Source organism: Bordetella ansorpii (genome assembly GCF_900078705.1).
In the GTDB taxonomy this organism is placed as follows: Bacteria; Pseudomonadota; Gammaproteobacteria; order Burkholderiales; family Burkholderiaceae_B; genus Bordetella; species Bordetella ansorpii_A.
Genome location: NZ_FKIF01000007.1, coordinates 433,051 through 456,645, shown reverse-complemented (window position 1 = coordinate 456,645; position 23,595 = coordinate 433,051). Strand labels below are relative to the sequence as shown.

Below are 23,595 nucleotides of genomic sequence, written 5' to 3'. Positions count from 1 at the left end.
GCGGGATGAAAAGGGTCTGTGCCGGATCGGACGCGCAGCGGGCGGGAGCCTGCGCGCGGTCGGGTTGCGTTACATCATTTCCGGCGAGGGAGGATGCGGCCCTGTGCTTCGAGCGCATGCCGTCGATGTCCCGCGTGGCCGTCAGGGGGCAGTGGCAGGCGCCTGCCCCTATACCCCCAGGTACCGCGCCAACTGCCCGGGCTGTGCCGCGAAGGCCGCGCTGTCGCCGCTTTCCACCAGCCGCCCCTTCTCCATGACCACGCAGCGGTCGGTGTGCGCCAGCACCGCTCGGAAATTGCGGTCGACGATCAGGGTGGACATGCCGGTGGCGCGGATGCGGCCCACGATGTTCCAGATCTCGGCCACGATCAGCGGCGCCAGGCCTTCGGTGGCCTCGTCCAGCACCAGCAGGTCCGGGTTGGTCATCAAGGCCCGGCCGATGGCCAGCATCTGTTGCTCGCCGCCGGACAACTGCTGGCCGCCATGGTCCAGCCGCTCCCGCAGGCGCGGAAACGTGTCCAGCACGCGTTCGTACGTCCAGCCGGCGCGCGGCCCGCGGCCGGCGCGGGCCGCCACCATCAGGTTTTCGCGCACGCTCAGGTTGGGGAAGATGCCGCGGCCCTCGGGCACATAGGCCACGCCCAGCCGCGCGATGGCATGCGGCGCGGCGCGCGTGCAATCCCGGCCGTCGATGCGCACGCTGCCGCGCTCGGCGCGAACCAGCCCCAGCAGGGTGCGGATCAGCGTGGTCTTGCCCATGCCGTTGCGTCCGACCAGGCCGATGGATTCGCCGGGAGACACGTCCAGGTCCACGCCGCGCAGTACGTGGCTGGCGCCGTAGTAGGTGTGCAGGCCGCGCGCCTGCACCAGCGGCTGGGCCGCGCCGGGATGGCCCTGTGCGATGGCGGCATGGATCATGCGTGGCCTCCGGTGGCTGCACTGCGGTGGGCGGGAGCGCCGTCTGCCAGGGTTTCCTCGCCCAGATAGGCGGTCTGTACCGCCGGGTTGGCGCGGATCGTGGCCGGATCGCCGCTCGCGATGGCGCAGCCGTTGACCATCACGGTGATGGTCTCGGCCACGCGGAACACCGCGTCCATGTCGTGCTCGACCAGCAGGATCGCGTGGTCCCGTTTCAACGCCTGCAGAAGGTCCAGGATGCGGTCGGTTTCCTCGGGCCCCATGCCGGCCAGCGGCTCGTCCAGCAGCAGCACGTCGGGCTGGCCGGCCAGGCACATGGCAATCTCCAACTGCCGTTTGCGGCCGTGCGGCAACTGGCCCGCCGGACGCTGGGCATCCGCCTGCAGGCCGGTGCTGTCCATGGCCCGCCGCGCCATGTCGGTGCTGTGCGCGCAGCCTTCGGCGCTGCGCCACCAGTGCCAGAAGCGCTGCCGGCCGGCCTGGGCGGCCAGCCGGCAGTTCTCGTGCACGGTCAGTTCCGGAAAGAGCGTCGAGCGTTGATAGGTGCGGCCCAGGCCGGCGCGCGCACGTCGCGGTTGCGGCCAGGCGGTGACGTCCTGGCCGCCCAACTGGACGGTGCCGCCGCTGGGCGGCAGTTCGCCGGACAGGATGTTGATCAACGTGGACTTGCCCGCGCCGTTGGTGCCGATGACGGCATGCACGGCGCCGCGGCGCAGTTCGAGCGAGACGCCGTCCACGGCCACGAGACCGCCGAAACGGCGCGTGATGCCGGTGGCGGCAAGCATGACGTCAGCCATGGGGGCCTCCGGAAGCGACGAGAGTAGGGCGGGCGCCTCGCGCGGCGCCGTCCCGTGCGGAGTCGGCGCGGCCGGGCGCGGCAGTCTCTTCGCCTGCGTCGTCCGGCGCGCAGGCGTGCGCTGGCGCATGCATGCCGGGCGGCTTGCCCGTGCCGCGCAACCGCGCCGGCAATCCGATCAGCCCATCCGGCAGCAGCGCCACCAGCGCGATGATGGCCAGTCCCAGCGACAGGTGCCAGTGCTGCGCATACGTGCCGAACACGGCCTCGGATTGGAACAGTTCCTGCAGCAGCACCAGCGAGGCCGCGCCCAGCACGGCGCCGCCGGGCCGGCGCAGGCCGCCCAGGATCACCATCAGCAGGGCCAGGCCGGACTGCTCCCAGGCCAGCAGCTCGGGCGTGACGAAGCCGTCCTTCAGCGCATACAGGAAGCCCGCCAGACCGGCCAGCATGCCCGCCAGGACATAGGCCGTCAGCTTGTACGGATACGTGTCGTAGCCGGCCGCGCGCATGCGCTGCTCGCTGATGCGGATGCCGGCCAGCGCCGCGCCGAAGGGCGAGCGCCGCAGCATGCCGACGAACAGCCAGCCCAGCGCCAGGCAGGCCAGCGCGAAGAAATAAAAGGCGGTGTCGCTGGACAGGTCGAACAGCAGCCCGCCGCCGAGCGCGGGTTCCGGGCGGAAATACAGGTAGATGCCGTCGCTGCCGCCGCCGACCTTGGTGTCGTGGAACACGTAGTACGCCATCTGCGAGAAGGCCAGCGTGACCATGATGAAGTAGATGCCGCGCGTGCGCAGCGCCAGCGCGCCGGTGGCCAGCGCGTAGACGCCCGCCCCCAGCACTGCCGCCGGCAGCAGCCACCACAGCGGCGCCGGCCCGGCCGAGGGCGTCAGCAGCGCGGCGCAGTAGGCGCCGATGCCGAAGAACGCCGCGTGCCCCAGGCTGACCAGGCCCGCGCCGCCCACCAGCAACTGCAGGCTGAGGGCGAACAGCGCATAGATCATGATCTTCAGCGCCAGTCCCGTGGCGTAGCCGCCGGCCAGCGACGGCACCACGGCCAGCGCCAGCAGGACCAGCACGGGTACGAACAACGAAAGCGAAACAGCCTTGCGCATGAGGGATTCAGCCTTGTTTGAACAGCCCTTCGGGCTTGCACAGCAGGATGCCGGCCATCAGCACGTACACCAGCACGCCCGCGGCGGCCGGGAACAGCACCTGGCCGAAGGTCTCGACGACGCCCACCAGCATCGCGGCCAGGAAGGCGCCACGGATCGAGCCGATGCCGCCGATCACCACCACCACGAAACACACGATCAGCACCCCATGGCCCATGCCCGGATACACCGAGGACACGGGGGCGGCGATGGTGCCCGCCAGCGCGGCCAACGCCACCCCGGCGGCGAACACCATGCGGTAGAGCCGGTTGATGTCGATGCCCAGCGAGCCGATCATTTCGCGATTGCTGGCGCCGGCGCGCACCATCATGCCCAGCCGCGTGCGGGTGATGACCAGGTACAGCAGCAGCCCCACGCCCAGCCCGACGGCCGAGATGAACAGGCGGTACACCGGGTAGGTCATCAACCCGCCCAGCGAAATGGAGCCCTGCAGCCAGGCGGGCATCGGCACGCCGTGCACGTCATTGCCCACCAGGATGCTGCGCAGCTCCTCGAACACCAGGATCAGGCCGTACGTCATCAGCACCTGCTGCAGGTGGTCGCGCCGGTACAGGTAGCTGAAGAACGCCGCTTCCAGCAGGTATCCCAGCAGGGCGGCCGCCGCCACGCAGACGATCACGGTGGCGAAGAACCCGCCGCCCAGCGTGCGGTCGACCCACGGCCCCAGCGCGAACGCCATGTAGGCGCCGATCATGTAGAAGCTGCCATGGGCCAGGTTGATGATGCCCATGATGCCGAAGATCAGCGTCAGCCCGCTGGCCACCAGGAACAGCAGCAGGCCGTATTGCAGCGCGTTCAGGCACTGGATGAGGAAGACGGCGGGATCCATCCTGGCTCCGGCCTACAGGCGGCAGCCGCGCGCGGGATCGGCCAGCTTGCGCGCGGCCACTTCCTGCACCAGGTTGTCCAGGCCGTTTACCTTGCGCAGATAGATGTCCTGCACCGGGTTGCCGGCGGCCGACAGCGTGAAGGAGCCGCGCGGGCTGTCGATGGTGGCGCCGCGCATCGCCTTGCGGAAGTCGTCTTTCTTGCCGATGTCGCCCTTCACGGCGGCCAGGCCGGCCTGCATCATCTGCGCGGCGTCGTAGCCCTGCACGGCGTATACGTCCGGCGGCATGCCGTAGGCCTTGTCGTAGGCCGCGCGGAAGGTGTTGTCGCGCGGGGTGTTCAGGCCGTCGGCGTAGTGCAGCGTGGTCAGCAGGCCCTGCGCGGAATCGCCCTGCGCCTTGAGCGTGCCGTCGGTCAGGAAGCCCGAGCCGTACAGCGGAATGGTCTTGCCCAGGCCCGCCGCGTGGTAGTCCTGCACGAACTTCACCGCGCCGCCGCCCGCGAAGAAGGCGAACACCATGTCGGGCTTGGACGCGGCGATCTCGGTCAGCAGCGATTGGAATTCCACGTTCGGAAAGGGCACGTTCAGGTGCTTCCGCACCTTGCCGCCGGCCTTCTCGAAGCCTTCCTGGAAACCGTTGACGGCCTCGTCGCCCGCCGCGTATTTCCACGTGACGGTGATGGCGGTCTTGTGGCCGCGGGCCGCGGCCACCGGGCCCATGGCGTAGGCCGGCTGCCAGTTGGTGAACGAGGTGCGGAAGATGCCCGGGCCGCACATCGGACCGGTGATGGCGTCGGCGCCCGCGTTGGGCACGATCAGCGTGGTGTTGCTGTCCTTGGCGGCCTTGGCCAGGGCCATGGCCACGCCCGAGTGCACCGTGCCCACCAGCACGTCGACCTGGTCGCGCTTGATCAGCCGGTTGGCGTTCTCGGAGGCCTTGGCCGGATTGGATTCGTCGTCGACCTTGAAATACTCGATCTCGCGGCCGCCCAGCTTGCCGCCCTGTTCGGCGACGTACAGCTTGAAGCCGTTCTCGATGGCGTTGCCCAGTGCGGCGTAGGTGCCGCTGTAGGGCAGCATGAAGCCCACCTTGATCTTGTCGGCGGCCGATGCGCCCGCCGCGAGGCACAACAGGGCGCTGGCGGCGGCGCCGCGCAGTATGGCGTGTTGCATGGTTGTCTCCTGGTTTTTATGTATGGCTGCCGGCATTGCGGGCCGGGTCTTGCGGGAAACGCCGGGCGGCGCGGTCTACAGCGAGGCTTCTTCCAACTGCCGCAGGCGGAACCGCTGGATCTTGCCGGTGGCGGTCTTGGGCAGTTCTTCGGTGAAATTGATCTGGCGCGGATACTTGAAGGGCGCCAGGTGCTGCTTGACGTATTGCTGCAGGGCCGCGCCCGTGCTGTCGTCGGGTTCGTAGCCGGGCCGCAGCACCACGTAGGCCTTGGTCTTGACCAGGCCGTCGTGGTCGGGCACCCCGATCACGGCGGCCTCCAGCACCGCCTCGTGCTGGATCAGCACGTTCTCGACTTCAACCGGCGACACGTACTGGCCGCTGACCTTGATCATGTCGTCGCTGCGGCCGGCATAGGTGTAGTAGCCGTCGGCATCGCAGACGTACTTGTCGCCGCTTTTCAGCCAGTCTCCCTGGAAGCACTGGCGCGTCTTGTCGCGGTTGTTCCAGTACATCAGCGCCGTGCTGGGGCCCTTGATGTACAGGTCGCCGATGGCGCCGGCGGGCACGGGCAGGCCGGTGTCGTCGCGCAGTTGCACCTCGTAGCCCGGCACGGGCTTGCCGGTGGTGCCGTAGCGCAGGTCGCCGCTGCGGTTGGACAGGAAGATGTGCAGCATCTCGGTCGACCCGATGCCGTCCAGGATCTCGCAGCCGAAATGGCGCGTGAAGCGGTCGCCGATGTCGCGCGGCAGGGCCTCGCCCGCCGACGTACAGACGCGCAGCGCCACCTGCTGGCGCGGCGGCAGGTCGGCGGCGGCCAGCATGCCGGCGTACAGCGTGGGCACGCCATAGAAGATGGTGGGACGGTGGGTGGTCAGCCGCTTGAACACGGCCTGCGGCGTGGGACGCTCGTCCATCAGCACGGTGGTGGCGCCCACCGACAGCGGGAAGGTCAGGCCATTGCCCAGGCCGTAGGCGAAGAACAGCTTGGCCGCCGAGAACACCACGTCGTCCTCGCGGATGCCCAGCACCGGCTTGGCGTACAGCTCGGCCGTGTGCCACAGGTTGCCGTGCGTATGCACCACGCCCTTGGGCTTGCCGGTGGATCCGGAAGAGTACAGCCAGAACGCGATCTCGTCGGCGAGCGTGCGCACCGCGGGCACGGTGGGCGAAGCGGCCAGCCGGGCGTCGAAGTGCAGCGCGTCGGCGGGCGGCGTGCCCGCGGGCTGCGACACGACCACATGCTCGACGTCGTGGCCGCCCTGGGCCATGGCCGCCTGCAGCACCGGCAGGAGCGGGCCGGACACGAACACGGCGCGCGAGCGGCTGTGCTGCAGGATGTAGGCGTAGTCGTCGGCCGTCAGCAGGGTGTTCACCGCCACCGGCACCACGCCGGCGTGCAGCGCGCCCAGGAAGGCCACGGGCCAGTCGACGGTGTCGTGCATCAGCAGCAGCACGCGCTCTTCGCGGCGCAGGCCCAGGCCGCGCAGCAGGCCGGCGCAGCGCGCCACGCGCTCGGCCAGTTCGCCATAGCTGAGCTGGCGCTGGTCGTCGATGTAGGCCGTCTTGGCGGCGCGCGCGGCGTTCAGCGCGGCCAGGTGGCTGGCGAAATTCAGTTCGGCGGGGCAGTGGTTCATGCTTGTCTCCGGATTTTTTATCTGTATGGGCGCCCGCGCGCCCGTTTCAGCCGGTGGGGTCATGCGTCGCAGGCATGGCGGCGCCGGATGTCAGGGGCGGGTGAATTCGATGGCGCCCTGCGGCAGCAGGTACAGCACCAGGGCGCGGCCCTGGCTGACGGTGGGGCGGTGCGCCGAGCCGGGGCCGTAGACCAGCCACCCGGCGCCGCGGCCGTCGAAGCGCGCCGTGTCGTCCAGCGGCATGATCAGGTCGATCTCGCCGTTGGGATGGGAATGGTGGGGGCCGGCAAGATCGTTCATGTCGACCACGTCCACCGAATAGCCGCCCAGGTCGTCGGCGGGCTTGATGACGCGGCCATAGCGGATGCCGCCGCCTTCGCGATCGCACATCCAGCCATCGGCGATCGCGGCCTGACAGGTCTGGAAGAGGTGCTGGTACTGAGGACTGTCCGGGCCGAACGCCTGGTTCAGCCGGTCTTGCAGGGTGGCATCGAGCGGCGCGCCGCCGATGCGGTCGGTCACTTCCCGGATCAAGGCTCGGAACTGGTCAGGCGAGCTCACGGATGTCTCCTTTACACTGTGGCGCGGGTTGCCGGGCATGAATTTCAATGCTTCTTTTGAGCAGCCCGCCGTGCGATGTACGTCGGTTGAATGGAAAAATAGTGCTTTGACGAATGTGCGTCAAGCACTATAGTGCATAAAATCGCGATTTAAGGGTTATTGCGGAGCAACGAACACCCATGACTCAAGCGCTCGATCTGGCGCCTGCCGAACCCCCGCGCGAGGCCTTTCTGGTGGCCTTGGGCGAACGCGTCCGTCGCCTGCGCGCGATCCGGGGCATGACGCGGAAAAGCCTGGCCCAGGCGACGGGCGTGTCCGAACGCCACCTGGCCAATCTGGAACACGGGGTGGGCAACGCCTCGGTATTGGTGCTGCTGCAGATTGCGCGCGCCTTCAATTGCGCGCTGGCCGAACTGGTGGGCGACGTGACCACCGAATCCCCGGAATGGCTGCTGATCCGCGAACTGCTCAGCGGCCGCGGCGAATCCGACCTGCAGCGCGCCCGCGAGGCGCTGACGCAACTGTTCGGCGCGGGCGGCCAGCGGCCCAACCGTTTCCAGCGCATCGCGCTGATCGGGTTGCGCGGCGCGGGCAAATCCACGCTGGGCCAGATGCTGGCCGAAGACCTGGGCTATCCGTTCGTCGAGCTGAACCGCGAGATCGAACGCGTGGCGGGTTGCGGCATCTTGGAGATCCACAATCTGTATGGCCCCAACGCCTACCGCCGCTACGAGCGCCGGGCGCTGGAAGAGGCCGTGCAGCTGTACCCCGAAATGGTGCTGGCCACGCCGGGCGGACTGGTGTCCGAGCCGGCCACCTTCAACCTGCTGCTGGCGCACTGCTATACGGTATGGCTGCGCGCCACCCCCGAAGAGCACATGGGGCGCGTCATGGCCCAGGGCGATTTCCGGCCCATGTCGGGCAGCACCGAGGCCATGGCGGATCTGAAGCGCATCCTGGCCGGCCGGGAAGCGTTCTACGCCAAGGCCGACCTGACCTGGCACACCAGCGACCTGGAACTGCAGGAGTGTTTCGCGGGCCTGCGCACGCAGGTGCGCAAGGCGGGCGGGCTGCCGCTGTAGCCGCCTGGGATTCAAGGGCGGCACGCCCGTCCTTCTGGCGTTCATCGGTGCCGGCATGGCCTGCGGGCCTGCCCCGGCGTCTCCCCGCGAATGGCCGACGCGCGTTGCCGCGGCCTGGGCAACGGCGACTCGGAAAACTGCACTTTGCTGCATCTTTGCGTTGACGCGTGCAATAGACTGCACTATTATGCAGCTAATGCAGTATTTTGCTGGTAGAGGAGACACCCCATGAACAGCAGCGCCCCCGCGCCGGTGGAATTCCGCACCGCCCCGGATCAATATCGCCATTGGCACCTCAGCGTCGAAGGCAACGTCGCCACCCTGGCCATGGACGTGGCCGAAGATGGCGGCCTGCGCCCCGGCTACAAGCTCAAGCTCAATTCCTACGACCTGGGCGTGGACATCGAGCTGCACGACGCGCTGCAGCGCATCCGCTTCGAGCACCCGCAGGTGCGCACGGTGGTCGTCACCAGCATGAAGGAACGCATCTTCTGTTCGGGTGCCAACATCTTCATGCTGGGCCTGTCCAGCCACGCCTGGAAGGTGAACTTCTGCAAGTTCACCAACGAAACGCGCAACGGCATCGAAGACTCCAGCCGCCACAGCGGCATCAAGTTCGTGGCGGCGCTCAATGGCGCGTGCGCCGGCGGCGGCTACGAACTCGCGCTGGCCTGCGACGAGATCCTGCTGGTCGACGACCGCTCGTCCGCCGTGGCCTTGCCCGAGGTGCCGCTGCTGGGCGTGCTGCCCGGCACCGGCGGGCTGACGCGCGTCACCGACAAACGCAAAGTCCGGCACGATCATGCCGACATCTTCTGCACGCTGGTCGAGGGCGTGCGCGGCGAGCGCGCCAAGGCGTGGCGCCTGGTCGACGACGTGATCAAGCCCGCGCAGTTCGAGGCCGCCGTGCGGGCGCGCGCGCAAGAGCTGGCCGAAGGCAGCAGCCGCCCCGCGCAAGCCCAGGGCGTGGCGCTGACGCGCCTGGAACGCGCCGACAGCCCGGACGGCGTGGCCTACCGCCATGTCGAGGTGCGCATCGACCGCGACAAGCGCCTGGCCACCTGGACGGTGCGCGCGCCGCAGGACGACGTGGCCACCGAGGTCGATGCCATCGTGGCGGCGGGCGCCGACTGGTGGCCGCTGCGGATGGCGCGCGAACTGGACGACGCCATCCTGTATATGCGCACCAACGAACTGGACATCGGCACCTGGCTGTTCAAGACCGAAGGCGATGCGCGGGCCGTATTGAAGGCGGACGCGGCGTTGCAGGCGCACGGCGAGCACTGGTTCGTGCGCGAGACCGCCGGCATGCTGCGCCGCACGCTGGCGCGGCTGGACGTAACCTCGCGCTCGCTGTTCGCGTGCATCGAGCCGGGTTCGTGCTTCGCCGGCACGCTGCTGGAACTGGCCCTGGCTGCCGACCGCATCTACATGTTGGACGACGGCCAGACCGATGCGCCGGCCCGCATCACGGTGGGCGAGTGCAATTTCGGCGCCTATCCCATGGTCAATGGCCTTACCCGCCTGCAGCGCCGTTTCTACCAGGAAACCGAGCCGATGGAGGCCGTGCGCCGCGCCGCCGGCCAGCCGCTGTCGCCCTCCGAGGCCGAGCAGCTGGGCCTGGTCACGTTCGCGCCCGACGAGATCGACTGGGAAGACGAATTGCGCATGGCGCTGGAAGAGCGCCGCGCGCTGTCTCCGGACGCGCTGACGGGCCTGGAGGCCAATCTGCGCTTCGGTCCCGTCGAAACGATGGAGACGCGCATCTTCGGCCGGCTGACCGCCTGGCAGAACTGGATTTTCAACCGGCCCAACGCGGCCGGCGAGAAGGGCGCCCTGAAGCTGTACGGCAAGGGCGAGCAGGCCGCATTCGACTGGAACCGCGTCTGACGCCCCGGGGCCGCCTGCTCGCGCAACGGCCCCGGCGCCACACGTCCATCCGCACCGACACCCGCGCCGCAGTCCGCTGACGGCCCCCGAGGAGACACGCATGTCCGGCATCAACTACAGCGAGAAGATACCCAACAACGTCAACCTGTCCAGCGACCGCACGCTGCAACGCGCGCTGGAGCACTGGCAGCCCAATTACCTGCAATGGTGGCAGGACATGGGGCCCGATGGCTCGCACGGGTTCGACGTCTACCTGCGCACCGCCGTCAGCGTCGAGCCCGACGGCTGGGCGCACTTCGACCACGTGAAGATGCCCGATTACCGCTGGGGCATCTTCCTGGCGCCGCAGGACGGCCAGCGCAAGATCCACTTCGGCGAGAACATGGGCCGCGACGTCTGGCAGGACGTGCCCGGCGAGCACCGCGCCAACCTGCGCCGCATCATCGTCACGCAGGGCGACACCGAGCCGGCCTCGATCGAGCAGCAGCGCCACCTGGGCCTGACCGCGCCGTCGCAGTACGACCTGCGCAACCTGTTCCAGATCAACGTGGAAGAGGGCCGCCACCTGTGGGCCATGGTGTATCTGCTGCACCGCTACTTCGGCCGCGATGGCCGCGAAGAGGCCGACGCGCTGCTGCAGCGTACCTCGGGCGACGCGGACAACCCGCGCATCCTGGGCGCCTTCAACGAGAAGACGCCGGACTGGCTGGCCTTCTACATGTTCACGTACTTCACCGACCGCGACGGCAAGTTCCAACTGTGCGCGCTGGCCGAGTCGGGGTTCGATCCGCTGGCCCGCACCACCAAGTTCATGCTGACCGAAGAGGCGCACCACATGTTCGTGGGCGAGTCGGGCGTGTCGCGCGTCATCCAGCGCACCTGCCAGGTGATGAACGAGCTGAAGACGGACGATCCCGCGGCGATCCGCGCGGCCGGCGTGATCGACCTGGCCACCATCCAGCGCTACCTGAACTTCCACTACAGCGTCACCATCGACCTGTTCGGCGCCGACCAGTCGTCCAATGCCGCCATCTTCTACAGCGCCGGCCTGAAGGGGCGCTACGAAGAAGGCAAGCGCACCGACGACCATCAACTGAAGGACGGCACCTACCGCATCCTGTCGGTCGATGGCGGCAAGCTGCGCGAGATCGAGGTGCCCATGCTCAACGCGCTGAACGAGGTGCTGCGCGACGACTTCATCCGCGACTCGATGGCCGGCGTGGGACGCTGGAACAAGGTGATCGAGAAGGCCGGCATCCCGTTCCGCCTGTCCGTGCCGCACAAGGCGTTCAACCGCCAGATCGGCACGCTGGCCGGCGTGCGCGTCTCGCCCGAGGGCGACGTGCTGACGCAGGATCAATGGAAGGCCAACGTCGACAAATGGCTGCCCACCCCGGAAGACCGCGCTTTCGTCGCGTCGCTGATGGGCCGGGTCAGCGAGCCGGGCAAGTTCGCCAACTGGATCGCGCCGCCCGTCATGGGCGTGAACCGCCAGCCCATCGACTTCCAGTACGTCCGTTTCAACTGAGCCGGCGCGCCGCCCCCGGGCGGCCGCCGCTGCGGGGCTTGTCCAGACCAGACAGGCCCCAGCCTTGGGAAATCGCCATGAACGCGCCCCTGCCGCCGCAAGTGCTCAAGCAGCATCTGATCGATCCCGAGATCTGCATCCGCTGCAATACGTGCGAAGAAACCTGCCCGATCGACGCGATCACGCACGACGGCCGCAACTACGTGGTGGATGCGTCCATCTGCAATGGCTGCATGGCCTGTGTGCCGCCGTGCCCGACCGGCTCCATCGACAACTGGCGCATGGTGGTGCGCGAAGAGGCCTACACGCTGGAGGAACAGTTCGGCTGGGACGAGTTGCCGGTGGAAAAGCCGTTGCCTGCGCAGGGCGTCGTGGCCGATGCGGCTGCCGCCGACGCAGCTGCTGCGACCGATGCCGCCGTCCTGACTGCCGCCGCCGCGCTGGCCGAGCCCGCTGCCGCCTACGTGGCGCCGGGCTCCGTCGTGCCGCCGTGGTCGGCGGCGCATCCGTACGTGAACCTGTACTCGCACAAGACGCCCATCGTCGCCACGGTGGTGGGCAACTACCGCGTGACGGACGACGACACCGACAGCGACATCCACCACATCGTGCTGGATTTCGGCAAGCTGCCGTTTCCGGTGCTGGAAGGCCAGTCCATCGGCATCCTGCCGCCGGGCGCCGACGCGCAGGGCCGCGCGCATCATGCGCGGCAGTACTCGCTGGCCAGCCCGCGCGATGGCGAGCGGCCCGGCTACAACAACCTGTCGCTGACCGTGAAACGCGTCACCGAGACGCACGACGGCCAGCCGTTCCGGGGGGTGTGCTCGAACTATCTGTGCGACGTGGCCAAGGGCGACCAGGTCCAGGTGATCGGCCCGTTCGGCAACACTTTCCTGATGCCGAACCACCCCCGCGCCAATCTGGTCATGATCTGCACCGGCACCGGCGCGGCGCCCATGCGGGCCATGACCGAGCACTGCCGCCGCCGCCTGGAGCAGGGCGCCAACGGCAAGCTGATGCTGTTCTTCGGCGCCCGCACCCAGCGCGAACTGCCGTATTTCGGGCCGTTGATGAAGCTGCCCCGCGACTTCATCGACATCAACCTGGCCCTGTCGCGCGAAGCGGACCAGCCGCGGCGCTACGTGCAGGACGCCATCCGCGAACGCGCGGCCGACGTGGCCGCGCTGCTGGCGGATGAGGAAACCTATCTGTACGTGTGCGGCCTGAAGGGCATGGAAGCGGGCGTGCTGCAGGCCCTGAAAGAGGTGGCCGAGACCGCCGGGCAGGCGTGGGAGCCGCTGCATGCCGCCCTGCGCACCCAGGGCCGGCTGCACCTGGAAACCTACTGACGTCCGCTTACCTGGGACGCTGCCAGATCAGCGTCCCGCTTTCCTGCAGGGGTGTGTCCTGCGAGGTCCTGCCCAAGGCCTCGCTGACGCCGGTCCACGGCGCGGTCAACCGCACTTTCACGGGTTCCAGGCAGGACGGGATGCGTTCGCCAATGCTGACGCCCAGCAGCAGGCCGGACATGATCCATCCCGCGGCCGAGAAACGCTCTTTCCAGGTCCTGTTCATGGCGCTCGCGGGCATGCAGGGTTTTGGGCGGGGTCTCGCGCGGCGGGCAGTGTAGCAAGGCGGTGTGTCAGGAGGGCGATTCCGTCCGGACCGGAGCTACGTAAAATGCCCGCTGGCCACCGCGCAGCCCGGACATGTTGCCCTGGGCGCACGGGGCAAAAAACAATATGTAGGGTGGAGATGGAGACGGTCTATTTTGCCGTGGCGGCGGGCGCCGTCCTGGCGGGCTTCGTGCAAGGCTTGTCGGGGTTTGGTTTCAGCATGGTGTCGATGTCGTTGTGGGCCTGGACGGTCGATCCGAAGCTGGCTGCGGTGCTGGCGGTGTTCGGGGGGCTGACGGGGCAGGTCATCGCGGCGGTGTCGATGCGCCGTGGTTTCGGCATGCGGCTGCTGGGGCCGTTCCTGCTGGGCGGCCTGATCGGCATTCCGATAGGCGTGGCCGTGCTGCCCCTGCTGGAGGTGCACGTCTTCAAGGCCGCGCTGGGCATATTGCTGGCGGTGTGGTGCCCGATCATGCTGTTCTCGAAGCACCTGCCGGCCATTACCGTGGGCGGCTCGGCGGCCAACGGCGTGGTCGGCGTGATCGGCGGGGTCATGGGCGGGTTGGGCGGTTTCTCGGGCGTCATCCCCACGCTGTGGTGCACGCTGCGCCGCTTTGACAAGGACGTGCAGCGCAGCATCATCCAGAACTTCAACCTGGCCACCCTGACCTTCACGATGCTGGGTTATCTGGTCTCGGGCGCGGTCACCCGTGACATGCTGCCGATGTTCGCCATCGTGGCGCCGGCCATGCTGATTCCGACCGTGCTGGGCGCGCGCCTGTACGTGGGGATCAGCGACGTGGCCTTCCGTCGTATCGTGCTGAGCCTGTTGACGTTGTCGGGCGTGGCGCTGCTGGCGTCGTCGATCCCGCACTTCTTCGCGGGGTAGTGCTCTGGCCGCAGATGGCGGCCAGAGCACTCAGGCGCTGAATGGGTCGAGCACACGCACCCCCAGGCCGTCGAAATCGGCCGTGTTGCGGGTGACCACGGTAAGCCCGTGGATGAGGGCCGTGGCGGCGATGAGCTTGTCCAGGGCATGCTGAGGCTGCGGCACGCGCAGCCGGCCCCACACCTGGGCCACGTCGGCATCGACGGGCAAGATGCGTCGGGCGAAGTCTGCCGACAGGCGCGCCAGCCAGTTTTCGAGCAATGCCGCTTGCGGGGCATCGCCGCGATGACGCAGCAGATCGACGCCGCGCCGCAGTTCGCCCACCGTGACCACCGACAGGAACAGCGCGGCGTCGGCCTGGACGGCCGTCTTCAGGAACGTCAGGACCCCCGCATTGGCTCGCGCCCCCTTGCGGGCCTCGCTGATGACGTTGGTGTCAATCAAATACATGCGGCGCACCGTCGGTGTCTTCGTGGCGCGCGAAGTCGGCGTCTCGGCCCACGTCTGGCATGGCGGCCAGCACCTCGGCCAGGCTGCGTCGCGGGGATTGCAGCAGGGCTCGGGCCAGGATGTCGCGGTGTTCGGCTTCGGCGCTGCGGCCGTTGGCCGCGGCTTGCTCGCGCAGCGTCTGGATAAGGGCGTCGTCGACGCCACGCACGATAAGGCTGCCCATGTACGTTCTCCAAGGATTGCTATCAATGATAGCATCTTGAAGCAGGTAAGGGTTGGAAGGGAAAGCGTCCGGCAAGAGAGGTCTCCTGAAAAGGGGGCGGACGCAGTCTCTCCGGGGATCTTCGGCCTGTCACGCTTCCATTCGTGCGTGAATGATTCGCGAAGGGAGACCGCTATCCCCTCGGACGGCTTCGCGCAGGCAGCCGGGCGGCGCTCAGCGCATGTGGTTTGCGTCAGGCGCCGTGACTACCGGCGCGCCTGCGGGCACTACGCCGCCACTCGGCCGCCTGCGCGCCGCTCGGACCACACCCACCATGCCGTCATGGCTGCCGCCAATGCCACGACCGGCAGCATGGCGGCGTTCAGTGCCTCCCAGCCATACCGGTCCAGCAACGGCCCTGCGCCGAGCGTGGCCGCGGCCGTGAAGGCGTAGCGCAGCAGCTCGGCCGTGCCTTGCGCCCGTGCCCGTTCGGCAGGGCGATAGGATTGCGCCAGCAGCGTGGTGCCGCCCACGAACATGAAGTTCCAGCCCACGCCCAGGCAGAACAGGGCGGCGTAGAACGCCGGCAGCGACGGCGAGGACATGGCGATGAGCGAGCAGGCCACGTTCAGCGCCATGCCCGCGCCCAGCACCGGCGCCAGTCCCACGCGGCGGATCAGCGCGCCCGCGAAGAAGGCGGGCGCATACATGCCGACCAGATGCCACTGCATGATGCCCGCGCCATCGTCGATGCTGTGATGGCAGGCGACGGCGGCCAAGGGGGCGGCGGTCATGATGAACATCATCGAGACCGACCCGACCACGTTGTTGGCGGCAGCGGCCACGAAGATGGGCTGGCGCGCGACTTCACGCAATGGCCGCGCCGGCTCGGCCGCCACGTCGGCCGTTGCCGCGGCCTCCACGTCGCGATAGGCCAGCGCCAGCAGCGCGGCCGAGGCCAGGCCCAGCAGCGCCACCATGAGGTACGCGCCCGCGAACAGCGCCACGGGGAACAGGTCTTTGCTCCAGGCCGCCAGCGCCGGTCCGGCCAGCGCGGCGATCACGCCGCCGGCCAGCACGGTGGAGATGGCGCGGCTCTTGGCCTGCGCGGGTACGGCGTCTGCCGCGGCCAGGCGGTAATACTGCGCGAAGGCCTGGAACACGCCCACCAGCGCCGTGCCCGCGCAGAACACCCAGAACAGCGAATGGAAGACGGCCCACACCGAGATCAGCCCGCCCGCGCAGCCGCTCAAGGCGCCCAGCACGAAACCCGCGCGCCGCCCGATGCGCTGCATCAGTTGGGCGGCGAACCAGGTGACCACCGCGCCCGCCACGGTGATCAGCGCGAAGGGCAGGGTGGCCAAGGCCTTGTCGGGCGCCAGCATGTGGCCCGTGAGCGCGGTCAGGGTCAGGTCGATGGAGATGGCCGCGGTGAACAGCCCCTGGCAGATGGCCAGCACCCAGGCATTGCGGCGTCCCTGGGGAGATTCGGTCGGGCCGTGATCGGCCGGTTGCGGCACGGCCTGTCGCGGCCCGGGCGATGGCGGCCCGGGCGGACTCCCCGGAGCCCCCGGGGAAGAAGGAAGCGTGGAAGCGGACATGCAAGAGGATTCCGAACGAGATTGACAGCCTCGACTCTACGCAGGGACACTATGGCGTAAATGACATATTTCCCTCGATAAACGACATGACGCGCACAATCGACGTGCTGCTGGTGCCTGGTTTCCAACTGCTGGACATGGCCGGGCCCGTGTCCGTGTTCAGCATGGCGTCCGATCTGGCGCCCGCGCGGCGCGGGCCGGCCTACGCGGTCACGCTGGTGTCCGAGCGCGGCGGCCGCGTGGCCAGCACCTGCGGCGTCGAGGTGGCCACGCAATCCTGGCGCGGCTCGGCGCCCGGCACGCTGATGGTGCCGGGCGGCCGTGGCGCGCGCACGTCGCCGCCATCGCCCGCCCTGCTGCAGCATCTGCAAGCCGCCGTGGCCGCGCGCCGCCGCCTCTCCAGTGTATGTACCGGCGCCTTCCTGCTTGCCGCCGCCGGCGTGCTGGACGGCAGGCGCGTCACCACGCACTGGCGCCACGCCGTGGAACTGCAGCGCCGTTATCCCGAGTTGCGCGTGGACAGCGACCGCATCTTCGTGCGCGACGGCGCGATCTGGACGTCAGCCGGCATCAGCGCCGGCATCGACCTGGCGCTGGCCATGGTCGAGGCCGACCTGGGCGCGGAGCTGGCCCGCGCGGTGGCGCGCGAGATGGTGGTGTACCACCGCCGCACGGGCGGGCAGTCGCAGTTCTCCACCTTGCAAGACCTGGCGCCGCAAAGCGAGCGCATGCGCGCGGTGATGGATTACATCGGCGGGCACCTGACCACGGCGCTGACGGTGGATACGCTGGCCGAGGTCGCGTGCCTCAGCCCGCGCCAGTTCATCCGCGCCTTCAAGGCCGAGACCGGGCAGACGCCCGCCAAGGCGGTGGAGCGCATCCGCGCCGAAGCGGCGCGCGCGCAGATCGAGGACGGCGCCGCCGCCATCGAGTCCGTGGCGCGCCACGTCGGTTTCGAGGATGCCGAGCGCATGCGCCGTGCTTTCCTGCGCGTGTACGGACAGCCGCCGCAGGCCGTGCGCAGAGCGGCGCGCGCCGCGTAGCGGCTCGTTCAACCGGGGAGCGAGGGCCGTCGCGTAGCAGCTCGTTCAACGCTTGAAACAAGGGCCGTCGCGGGACGTCCCGGTTCAGCCTGAAAAATCTTCGAACATCTGCTCACGCGACCTTGCGCTAGAGTAGATCGCACCCTGTGCAAGCCGCCCGTCTCGACGCCCTGTCGCGCGGCGCATGCCCGGGGCCAGACTATTCGAACAAGCCAATGGGACCGGCGCCGCCACGGCAGGCAGGCGCCGTGCGGAGGAGACATCATGCAGGCATGCGTCGGTTCACGCGCATGGCTGTGGCTATCGTCAACAGAGCAGCCACGCGCGTCCGCGCGCACCGATCTGCCATGCGCGTCCGACAGCCACACCCGCAATCCCGGCATCCGTTTTACCCACAAGACGAGAAAGAGGAAGACATGCCCAAGAACCATGGAAGACGCGGGGCCTATGGCCAGGCCAGGAACGTGCTGCTGGCCGGCGTCGTCGCCGTGCTGGCGGCAGGCTGCGGCGGCAGCGACGACGATGACGACGACCAGACCACGCCGCCGCCCGCCGGCCGGTCCTTGTCGTTGAACACGGTCTCGTCGCCGCCCGAATACGTCAGCGGCGGCGACGCGCTGGTGCAGGTGCAGTTGCCCGAGGGCGTCAGCGGCCCGCCCACCGTGACGCTCAATGGCAACAACGTCTCGCGGGCCTTCACCGACCAGGGGCAGGGCCGCTGGCAAGGCCTGGTCGAGACGATGGACCTGGGCGACAACACGCTGCAGGCCAGGGCGGGGGATGCGTCGGGCACGTTGACCGTGACCACGTATGCCATCACCGGACCCATGTTCTCGGGCCCGCACCAGCGGCCGTTCTCATGCACGCTGACCACGTTCGGACGCCTGGGGGGCGGCACGCTGGATGGTCCGCTGGACGCCGATTGCTCGGCCAGCACGCGCATCGACTACTTCTACCGCAAGACGACGGGCGGCAATGCGCGCTGGAACAATCCTACCCAGCATCCCGCCGACATGAGCTACCTGACCATCGACGCAGGCAAGCCCACCGAGCGCCGCGTGGCCTATCTGGTGCGGCTGGAAACGGGCACGATCAACCGGGGCATCTATCAGTCGGCCATGTTGCACGATCCGCTCGCGGACGGCCCCATCGGCCCCGACAAGCGTTCAGCGGGCTGGAACGGCAAGCTGATCTATCCGCTGGGCGGCGGGTGCCAGGGCGGGTGGTACACGCAGGGGGACACCTTCGGTTCGCTGATCGACGACCAATGGATGCAGCGGGGGTATGCGGCAGTGACGTCCACGCTGAACATCTTCGGTTCGAACTGCAACGATCTGCTGTCTTCCGAGACCGTGGCGATGACCAAGGAGCGCTTCATCGAGGCCTATGGCGTGCCGACCTACACCATCGGCACGGGTGGATCGGGCGGGGCTTACCAGAGCTTCCAGACCTCGGACAACTATCCCGGCCTGTTCGACGGCATCATCGTCAATTCGGTGTTCCCGGACGTGACCTCGGCCACGCTGTTCAAGGTCTTCGATTCCCGGCTGCTGAACAACTACTTCAACCGGGCCGGCGGCCTGGCCTACAGCGACGACAAGAAGAAGGCCATTTCGGGCTACCTGCAGGTGGGCAACATCGCGGCCATGAGCGGCAGCGCGGGCCGCCTGGATCCGGTCGTGTCCTTTCCCTCGAACTTCCCGGTCGAGCTGAAGTACGACCCCGTCAACAATCCCACGGGATCGCGCGCCACGGTGTACGACCACACCGTCAACGTGTATGGCAAGGACGAACGCGGTTTCGCGCTGCGGCCCATCGACAACGTGGGCGTGCAGTATGGGTTGCAGGCGTTCAATTCGGGAGCGATCACCGCCGACGAGTTCCTGGACCTGAACGAGAACATCGGCGGCCTGGATGCCGACCTGAAACCGACGGCGCGGCGCACCACCGGCGACCTGCCGGCCATCCGGCGCGCCTATCAGTCGGGCCGCATCACCAACGGCGGCGGCGGGCTGGCGGGCACGGCGATCCTGGAGCGGCGCGACTACTTCGACAATGCGGTCGGCGGCGACATCCACAACAAGATCCACTCGTACTCGGTGCGCGAGCGCCTGAAGAAGGCCAACGGCAGCTTCGACAACCACGTCATGCTCGGACCGGGCACGGTGCCCGTCAATCTGTTCGACATCATGGATACGTGGCTGATGGCGGCCAGGGACGGCGATCCGGCAAGCACCAAGGCGCAACGCATCATCGACGCCAAGCCGGCGGATCTGGTGGATGCGTGCTGGGATGCCGGCGGGGCCAAGATCGAGGAGCCGTCCGCGCCTGCGGGCGGCGGCCAGTGCAACACGCTCTATCCGGCCGGCACCACGCCGCGCATGGTGGCGGGCGGACCGCTGGCCGATGACATCGTCAAGTGCCAGTTGAAGCCGATCGATCCCGCGGATTACGCGGCCGCGCTGTCTGGTGCGCAACTGACGCGCCTGCAGGGGATATTCCCGGAAGGGGTGTGCGACTGGAGCAAGCCCGGGGTCGAGCAGCAGGGACTGCAAGGCACGTGGCTGTCGTTCGGACCGTCGGCCCGGCAGCAGGTGTTCGACGTGAGCAAGCCGTAGGCGACAAGCGGGGCGGTCGCGCGCCATCCGGGGGCGCGCGGGCCGCAGGAGCCCTCTGCGCCGGGAACGCAAACCCGTCGCGCGCCGCCAGGCCCGCCCCGCGCCCGGTTCAACCCGGCTGGCCGCCCGCCATGCAGCTTTGCAGCGCCCGGTTGTAGCTGTCCACGCCGACCCCGGTCGACCAAGCCGAGGGGCTGGCGGGATCGTAGCCGCTGTAGTTCACCGCGTAGCGCTGGCACTGGTATTGATCCGGGGCATTGGACGCGGTGCGTGGCGTGGCCGCGGGCTGGCGGGGCTGCGGGTATTGGGGCTGCTGATGCTGCGGCTGCCGGTATTGCTGCGGTTGCGCGGGCGGCGGGGTGTACACCGGCGCGGGCGCCTGGGCCTGCGGGACGGGGACAGGCTGGGTGTAGCTGCCCTCCGGTACCGGATACGCGGTGGGCGGCGGCGTTTCGTAATAGAAGCCGCTTTCGGGCTGGGCGTACGATGGCTGCGCGTACGAGTACGAGTACGAGCCCGCCGGTGGATAATCGGGCGTATCGTCGTTGGCCGCGGCCAGCACCAGGCCCGTGGCCACCAGCGCCAGGGCGCCGCCGATCCACCACCCGTCCGAGCCGCCGCCGCCGTGATGGCGATGGCCGTAGCCGCCGTGATGACCCCACCCGCCGCCATGGCGGCCGCCCCATCCGCCCCCGTGATAGCCGCGATCGGCCAGGGCGGGAGTGGCGAGAGAGACGAGCAGGGCCGCGATGGCGGTGCGGCAGAGCATTTTCGAGGTGCGCATGATGAGGCTCCTGGGCCAGGGCGCGCGGCGAATGCGCGTCCGCCCCGGCCGATAACCCACTTTACCGCGCTGGCGCGGGCCTGTGCCTGTCGTGGTGCGCAAAGATGATGCAACGCGTTTCAGCATGGCGGACGGCCGCGTCGGATAGCATGGGGGACGCCCCGTCCGGCCGTGTCCGGAGGATGTGGCCCCGTTTATCGAGCAGGAGCAGATCGCATGACCGACCCCGTACCCACCCTGACCCTGCGGCAGGCCACCGAGGACGATCTGCCGTTTCTGCTTGAGCTGCGCAAGCACACCATGGGGCCGCACATGCGCCAGGCGGGCCTGCCCGATGACGATGATGCCCATCTGGCGCGCATCCGCCTGCATTGGGATGCGGCCCAACTGGTCCTGCTGGACGGACAGCCCGCGGGATTGTTCAAGGCGTTCCGTCAGGCGGATCACTGGTACGTGCAGCAGGTGCAGGTGGCGCCGGCGTGGCAAGGGCACGGCGTGGGCGCGCGCGTGCTGGGCGCCCTGCTGGAATCCGCCGGCCGGGAGGGCCTGCCCGTGCGTCTGTCGGTGTTGCATGCCAACCCCGCGCGCCGCCTGTACGAACGGCTGGGTTTCCGGGTGGTGCGGACGGTCGGCCCCGAGTACCTGATGCAGCGCGAGGCGCCGGGGGGCTGAGGCAGGGCCTCATGCCCGCCGGCGCGTCCGGGGGCACGCGGGGCCGTCGTCCGGGCGCGGCCAGGGCGCGCACGCCTTCCGATATGATGGCGACGGTGCCCGCTTTGCGCGGGTCCGCCGGCTCGCGGTGCGCGCCGGCAGCCTTATTTCGGCCGATATTCCGACATGCGACTGCTCCTGGCGATTTTCCTGCCCTTTCTGGTTTTCTTCACGATCGGCCGTCCGATCGCGGGCGTCATCTGCCTGATTCTTCAACTGACGCTGATCGGCTGGATCCCCGCGGCGCTATGGGCCGTCTATGCGCTCAGCCAGTACAGCACCGACAAGAAGATCCGCGAGGCCACGGGCCGTTGAATCCCGCGGCAGGGATGCCGCACGTCTTGCGGAACTTGTGCTTGATGACGTGCCTGTTGAACCTGTAGCTGCCGATCGCACCCGGTGTGGCGGGCACCCGCAGCGCCTGCCTCGCCGCGAACCACATCCCGCCGGCGCTTTCATGTCATCATTCCGGGATGGCCGAGATCCCCCTGTTTCCGCTTTCCAACGCGCTGTTTCCGGCTGGCGTGCTGCACCTGCGCGTGTTCGAGGTACGCTACCTCGACATGATCCGGCGCTGCATGGCCGAGGGCGCCGAGTTCGGCGTGGTGGTGTTGCTGGCCGGCCACGAGGTGCGGACCCCCGAAGGCAGCGAGACGCTGGCCACGGTCGGCACCATGGCGCGCATCGACCAATGCGAGGCGCCCATGCCGGCCCTGCTGCAACTGGCATGCACCGGCACCACGCGCTTTCGCCTGGTGTCGGCGCGGCGGGCGCAGTACGGGCTATGGATGGGCCAGGCCGAACCCTTGCCGCAGCCCGCCGAAGCCGAGATTCCTCGCGAATTGCAGCCCAGCGCCGATGCGCTGGGCCAGTTGATCGCGGGCATGCAGCGTGACGGCGTGCCGGCCGCTTCCATGCCGCTGGCGCCGCCGTTCCGGCTGGACGAGTGCGGCTGGGTGGCCGACCGCTGGGCCGAGCTGCTGCAGTTGCGGCCTTCCGAGAAGGCGCGGCTGCTGGGCCTGGACGATCCGGTGGCGCGCCTGCGGGCCATCCAGGATGCGCTGCAGGGCCTGTCGCCGGCGGCCGGCGACGCCTGAGCGATCCCGCGCACGGCGCGCGGAACCCACACGATTGATTTGCTGAAGATGACGACGATACGTATCGAAGAAGAACTGCGCGCCTACATCGAGCCGCTGACGCCGGATGAATACGCCACGCTGGAGCGCGGCATCCTGGCCGAAGGCTGCCGCGACGCGCTGGTGCTGTGGGGCGACCTGCTGATCGACGGGCACAACCGCTACGAGATCTGCACGAAGCACGGCATCCCGTACCGTACCGTGCAGAACGAGCGCTTCCGCAGCATGGACGACGTGCGGCTGTGGATGATCGAGAATCATCTGGGCCGCCGCAGCGTCTCGGATTTCCAGCGCGGCGTGCTGGTGCTGCGCAAGAAAGAGATCCTGGAGATGCGGGCCCGGCAGGCGCCGGCTGCCCAGGGCGAACCGGCCGCCGCGGCGCCGCAGGCGGCGGGGGAGCCGGCCGCGCCCTGGGACGAGCGCGCGGGGGACAGCCCCGCGCCGGTGTCCCACGCCCTGCAGGCCGCCCGCACGGCGGCTGCCGTGCCGGTGCCGTCGCGCCAGGCCATGGCCCGCGAAGCGCGCCTGAGCAGCATCGCGCTGGGGCAGATCGAGAAGATCCGCAAGCAGGCCGCGCCGGAGGTGCTGCGCGCGGTGCAGTCGGGCGGCCTGTCGATCAATGCGGCGGCGGCCGTCTCCACCTTGCCGCCCGAGCGCCAGGCCGCGGCGGCGGTGGGCGGCGCCAAGTCGCTGCGCGAGGCCGCGCGCGAAGCCCGCGCCATGGCCGCCGCCGCGAAACCCTTGCCGGAACCGCCCGAGTTGCCGCCGTTGCCCGAGAACGCCGAGGAATATCCGGCGGCGCTGGCCAAGCTGGCGCAGCGCGTGGCCGAGCTGACCCAGGAGCGCGACGCGCTGAAGAAGAAAGTGGCGCAACTGACCATCGCGCTGTCGCAGGCGCGGCGCGGCGACGCGGAATAGGCGTCTGCCACGCGCGGGCAGCGCGCCGGTCGAGGACATC

23 protein-coding genes are annotated in these 23,595 nt (G+C 68.9%); 11 read left to right on the top strand and 12 right to left on the bottom strand.

Features of this window, described 5'->3' with window-relative positions:
- Positions 1-168: 168 nt before the first annotated feature.
- From A6745_RS17810 to A6745_RS17780, 7 genes are all read right to left on the bottom strand, one after another.
- A complete protein-coding gene (locus tag A6745_RS17810) occupies positions 169-918 on the bottom strand; it encodes an ABC transporter ATP-binding protein (protein WP_066130036.1) in 750 nt (249 codons plus the stop codon).
- Positions 915-1,715, bottom strand: coding sequence for an ABC transporter ATP-binding protein (locus A6745_RS17805; RefSeq protein WP_066130035.1), 801 nt, complete (start codon positions 1,713-1,715; stop codon positions 915-917). Before A6745_RS17805 ends, A6745_RS17810 begins: the two co-directional genes overlap by 4 nt.
- Positions 1,708-2,829, bottom strand: a complete 1,122-nt coding sequence (locus A6745_RS17800; protein WP_197488181.1) for a branched-chain amino acid ABC transporter permease — start codon at positions 2,827-2,829, stop codon at positions 1,708-1,710. Before A6745_RS17800 ends, A6745_RS17805 begins: the two co-directional genes overlap by 8 nt.
- Positions 2,830-2,836: 7 nt before the next feature.
- The gene (locus tag A6745_RS17795; protein WP_066130033.1) at positions 2,837-3,718 is read right to left on the bottom strand and encodes a branched-chain amino acid ABC transporter permease; all 882 of its coding nucleotides are present in this window, start codon (positions 3,716-3,718) and stop codon (positions 2,837-2,839) included.
- Between the two features lie 12 nt (positions 3,719-3,730).
- Positions 3,731-4,891, bottom strand: a complete 1,161-nt coding sequence (locus tag A6745_RS17790) for an ABC transporter substrate-binding protein (protein WP_066130031.1) — start codon at positions 4,889-4,891, stop codon at positions 3,731-3,733.
- 75 nt (positions 4,892-4,966) lie between these two features.
- Positions 4,967-6,526 (bottom strand): benzoate-CoA ligase family protein, encoded by a 1,560-nt coding sequence (locus A6745_RS17785; protein WP_066130029.1) that lies wholly within the window; start codon positions 6,524-6,526, stop codon positions 4,967-4,969.
- A 90-nt stretch (positions 6,527-6,616) separates the two neighbouring features.
- A complete protein-coding gene (locus A6745_RS17780) occupies positions 6,617-7,087 on the bottom strand; it encodes a DUF4863 family protein (protein ID WP_066130027.1) in 471 nt (156 codons plus the stop codon).
- 179 nt (positions 7,088-7,266) lie between these two features.
- Here A6745_RS17780 and A6745_RS17775 point away from each other — a divergent pair, with 179 nt between their 5' ends.
- The 4 genes from A6745_RS17775 (at position 7,267) to boxA (ending at position 12,936) form a co-directional block, all read left to right on the top strand.
- Positions 7,267-8,169, top strand: coding sequence for a helix-turn-helix transcriptional regulator (locus A6745_RS17775; protein ID WP_066130025.1), 903 nt, complete (start codon positions 7,267-7,269; stop codon positions 8,167-8,169).
- A 228-nt stretch (positions 8,170-8,397) separates the two neighbouring features.
- On the top strand, positions 8,398-10,059 hold the full coding sequence (gene boxC, locus A6745_RS17770; RefSeq protein WP_066130023.1) for a 2,3-epoxybenzoyl-CoA dihydrolase: 1,662 nt from the start codon (positions 8,398-8,400) through the stop codon (positions 10,057-10,059).
- A 100-nt stretch (positions 10,060-10,159) separates the two neighbouring features.
- Entirely contained in the window at positions 10,160-11,587 is a 1,428-nt protein-coding gene (boxB, locus tag A6745_RS17765; RefSeq protein WP_066130021.1) for a benzoyl-CoA 2,3-epoxidase subunit BoxB, read from the top strand.
- A 77-nt stretch (positions 11,588-11,664) separates the two neighbouring features.
- Positions 11,665-12,936: a benzoyl-CoA 2,3-epoxidase subunit BoxA gene (gene boxA, locus A6745_RS17760; RefSeq protein ID WP_066130019.1), complete on the top strand. Its 1,272-nt coding sequence runs from the start codon at positions 11,665-11,667 to the stop codon at positions 12,934-12,936.
- 7 nt (positions 12,937-12,943) lie between these two features.
- Here the strand turns inward: boxA and A6745_RS28750 are convergent, their stop codons facing one another.
- Entirely contained in the window at positions 12,944-13,162 is a 219-nt protein-coding gene (locus tag A6745_RS28750) for a hypothetical protein (RefSeq protein WP_156513435.1), read from the bottom strand.
- A 180-nt stretch (positions 13,163-13,342) separates the two neighbouring features.
- Between A6745_RS28750 and A6745_RS17755 the strand changes: the two genes are divergently transcribed.
- The gene (locus A6745_RS17755) at positions 13,343-14,092 is read left to right on the top strand and encodes a sulfite exporter TauE/SafE family protein (protein WP_066130017.1); all 750 of its coding nucleotides are present in this window, start codon (positions 13,343-13,345) and stop codon (positions 14,090-14,092) included.
- Positions 14,093-14,122: 30 nt separating this feature from the next.
- Here A6745_RS17755 and A6745_RS17750 read toward each other — a convergent pair whose 3' ends face one another.
- The 3 genes from A6745_RS17750 to A6745_RS17740 form a co-directional block, all read right to left on the bottom strand.
- Positions 14,123-14,542: a type II toxin-antitoxin system VapC family toxin gene (locus A6745_RS17750; RefSeq protein WP_066130015.1), complete on the bottom strand. Its 420-nt coding sequence runs from the start codon at positions 14,540-14,542 to the stop codon at positions 14,123-14,125.
- Positions 14,529-14,765, bottom strand: coding sequence for a FitA-like ribbon-helix-helix domain-containing protein (locus A6745_RS17745; protein ID WP_066131350.1), 237 nt, complete (start codon positions 14,763-14,765; stop codon positions 14,529-14,531). Before A6745_RS17745 ends, A6745_RS17750 begins: the two co-directional genes overlap by 14 nt.
- Positions 14,766-15,031: 266 nt before the next feature.
- Positions 15,032-16,345 (bottom strand): MFS transporter, encoded by a 1,314-nt coding sequence (locus A6745_RS17740; RefSeq protein ID WP_082853122.1) that lies wholly within the window; start codon positions 16,343-16,345, stop codon positions 15,032-15,034.
- Between the two features lie 86 nt (positions 16,346-16,431).
- Between A6745_RS17740 and A6745_RS17735 the strand changes: the two genes are divergently transcribed.
- Together A6745_RS17735 and A6745_RS17730 are read left to right on the top strand one after the other, a co-directional pair.
- A complete protein-coding gene (locus tag A6745_RS17735) occupies positions 16,432-17,388 on the top strand; it encodes a GlxA family transcriptional regulator (protein WP_066130011.1) in 957 nt (318 codons plus the stop codon).
- A gap of 416 nt (positions 17,389-17,804) precedes the next feature.
- Positions 17,805-20,006: a DUF6351 family protein gene (locus A6745_RS17730; RefSeq protein ID WP_082853121.1), complete on the top strand. Its 2,202-nt coding sequence runs from the start codon at positions 17,805-17,807 to the stop codon at positions 20,004-20,006.
- A gap of 109 nt (positions 20,007-20,115) precedes the next feature.
- On the opposite strand, the gene A6745_RS17725 is transcribed toward A6745_RS17730, so the two are convergent.
- Complete coding sequence (locus A6745_RS17725) at positions 20,116-20,790, bottom strand: hypothetical protein (RefSeq protein WP_231886035.1); 675 nt, start codon at positions 20,788-20,790, stop codon at positions 20,116-20,118.
- 216 nt (positions 20,791-21,006) lie between these two features.
- Between A6745_RS17725 and A6745_RS17720 the strand changes: the two genes are divergently transcribed.
- The 4 genes from A6745_RS17720 (at position 21,007) to A6745_RS17705 (ending at position 23,555) form a co-directional block, all read left to right on the top strand.
- A complete protein-coding gene (locus tag A6745_RS17720; RefSeq protein WP_066130009.1) occupies positions 21,007-21,462 on the top strand; it encodes a GNAT family N-acetyltransferase in 456 nt (151 codons plus the stop codon).
- Positions 21,463-21,627: 165 nt separating this feature from the next.
- Positions 21,628-21,816 carry a YqaE/Pmp3 family membrane protein gene (locus A6745_RS17715; RefSeq protein WP_066130007.1) on the top strand — a complete coding sequence of 63 codons (189 nt, stop codon included), beginning with the start codon at positions 21,628-21,630 and terminating at the stop codon, positions 21,814-21,816.
- Between the two features lie 158 nt (positions 21,817-21,974).
- On the top strand, positions 21,975-22,598 hold the full coding sequence (locus A6745_RS17710) for an LON peptidase substrate-binding domain-containing protein (protein ID WP_066130005.1): 624 nt from the start codon (positions 21,975-21,977) through the stop codon (positions 22,596-22,598).
- A 48-nt stretch (positions 22,599-22,646) separates the two neighbouring features.
- Positions 22,647-23,555 carry a ParB N-terminal domain-containing protein gene (locus A6745_RS17705; RefSeq protein WP_066131344.1) on the top strand — a complete coding sequence of 303 codons (909 nt, stop codon included), beginning with the start codon at positions 22,647-22,649 and terminating at the stop codon, positions 23,553-23,555.
- The last annotated feature ends 40 nt before the right edge of the window (positions 23,556-23,595 follow it).

Excerpts from the sequence above, each read along its gene's own strand:
- A6745_RS17810 (WP_066130036.1), bottom strand. The coding sequence starts at position 918 with ATGATCCATGCCGCCATCGCACAGGGCCATCCCGGCGCGGCCCAGCCG.
- A6745_RS17805 (WP_066130035.1), bottom strand. The coding sequence starts at position 1,715 with ATGGCTGACGTCATGCTTGCCGCCACCGGCATCACGCGCCGTTTCGGC.
- A6745_RS17800 (WP_197488181.1), bottom strand. The coding sequence starts at position 2,829 with ATGCGCAAGGCTGTTTCGCTTTCGTTGTTCGTACCCGTGCTGGTCCTG.
- A6745_RS17795 (WP_066130033.1), bottom strand. The coding sequence starts at position 3,718 with ATGGATCCCGCCGTCTTCCTCATCCAGTGCCTGAACGCGCTGCAATAC.
- A6745_RS17790 (WP_066130031.1), bottom strand. The coding sequence starts at position 4,891 with ATGCAACACGCCATACTGCGCGGCGCCGCCGCCAGCGCCCTGTTGTGC.
- A6745_RS17785 (WP_066130029.1), bottom strand. The coding sequence starts at position 6,526 with ATGAACCACTGCCCCGCCGAACTGAATTTCGCCAGCCACCTGGCCGCG.
- A6745_RS17775 (WP_066130025.1), top strand. The coding sequence starts at position 7,267 with ATGACTCAAGCGCTCGATCTGGCGCCTGCCGAACCCCCGCGCGAGGCC.
- boxC (WP_066130023.1), top strand. The coding sequence starts at position 8,398 with ATGAACAGCAGCGCCCCCGCGCCGGTGGAATTCCGCACCGCCCCGGAT.
- boxB (WP_066130021.1), top strand. The coding sequence starts at position 10,160 with ATGTCCGGCATCAACTACAGCGAGAAGATACCCAACAACGTCAACCTG.
- boxA (WP_066130019.1), top strand. The coding sequence starts at position 11,665 with ATGAACGCGCCCCTGCCGCCGCAAGTGCTCAAGCAGCATCTGATCGAT.
- A6745_RS28750 (WP_156513435.1), bottom strand. The coding sequence starts at position 13,162 with ATGAACAGGACCTGGAAAGAGCGTTTCTCGGCCGCGGGATGGATCATG.
- A6745_RS17755 (WP_066130017.1), top strand. The coding sequence starts at position 13,343 with ATGGAGACGGTCTATTTTGCCGTGGCGGCGGGCGCCGTCCTGGCGGGC.
- A6745_RS17750 (WP_066130015.1), bottom strand. The coding sequence starts at position 14,542 with ATGTATTTGATTGACACCAACGTCATCAGCGAGGCCCGCAAGGGGGCG.
- A6745_RS17745 (WP_066131350.1), bottom strand. The coding sequence starts at position 14,765 with ATGGGCAGCCTTATCGTGCGTGGCGTCGACGACGCCCTTATCCAGACG.
- A6745_RS17740 (WP_082853122.1), bottom strand. The coding sequence starts at position 16,345 with ATGTCCGCTTCCACGCTTCCTTCTTCCCCGGGGGCTCCGGGGAGTCCG.
- A6745_RS17735 (WP_066130011.1), top strand. The coding sequence starts at position 16,432 with ATGACGCGCACAATCGACGTGCTGCTGGTGCCTGGTTTCCAACTGCTG.
- A6745_RS17730 (WP_082853121.1), top strand. The coding sequence starts at position 17,805 with ATGCCCAAGAACCATGGAAGACGCGGGGCCTATGGCCAGGCCAGGAAC.
- A6745_RS17725 (WP_231886035.1), bottom strand. The coding sequence starts at position 20,790 with ATGCGCACCTCGAAAATGCTCTGCCGCACCGCCATCGCGGCCCTGCTC.
- A6745_RS17720 (WP_066130009.1), top strand. The coding sequence starts at position 21,007 with ATGACCGACCCCGTACCCACCCTGACCCTGCGGCAGGCCACCGAGGAC.
- A6745_RS17715 (WP_066130007.1), top strand. The coding sequence starts at position 21,628 with ATGCGACTGCTCCTGGCGATTTTCCTGCCCTTTCTGGTTTTCTTCACG.
- A6745_RS17710 (WP_066130005.1), top strand. The coding sequence starts at position 21,975 with ATGGCCGAGATCCCCCTGTTTCCGCTTTCCAACGCGCTGTTTCCGGCT.
- A6745_RS17705 (WP_066131344.1), top strand. The coding sequence starts at position 22,647 with ATGACGACGATACGTATCGAAGAAGAACTGCGCGCCTACATCGAGCCG.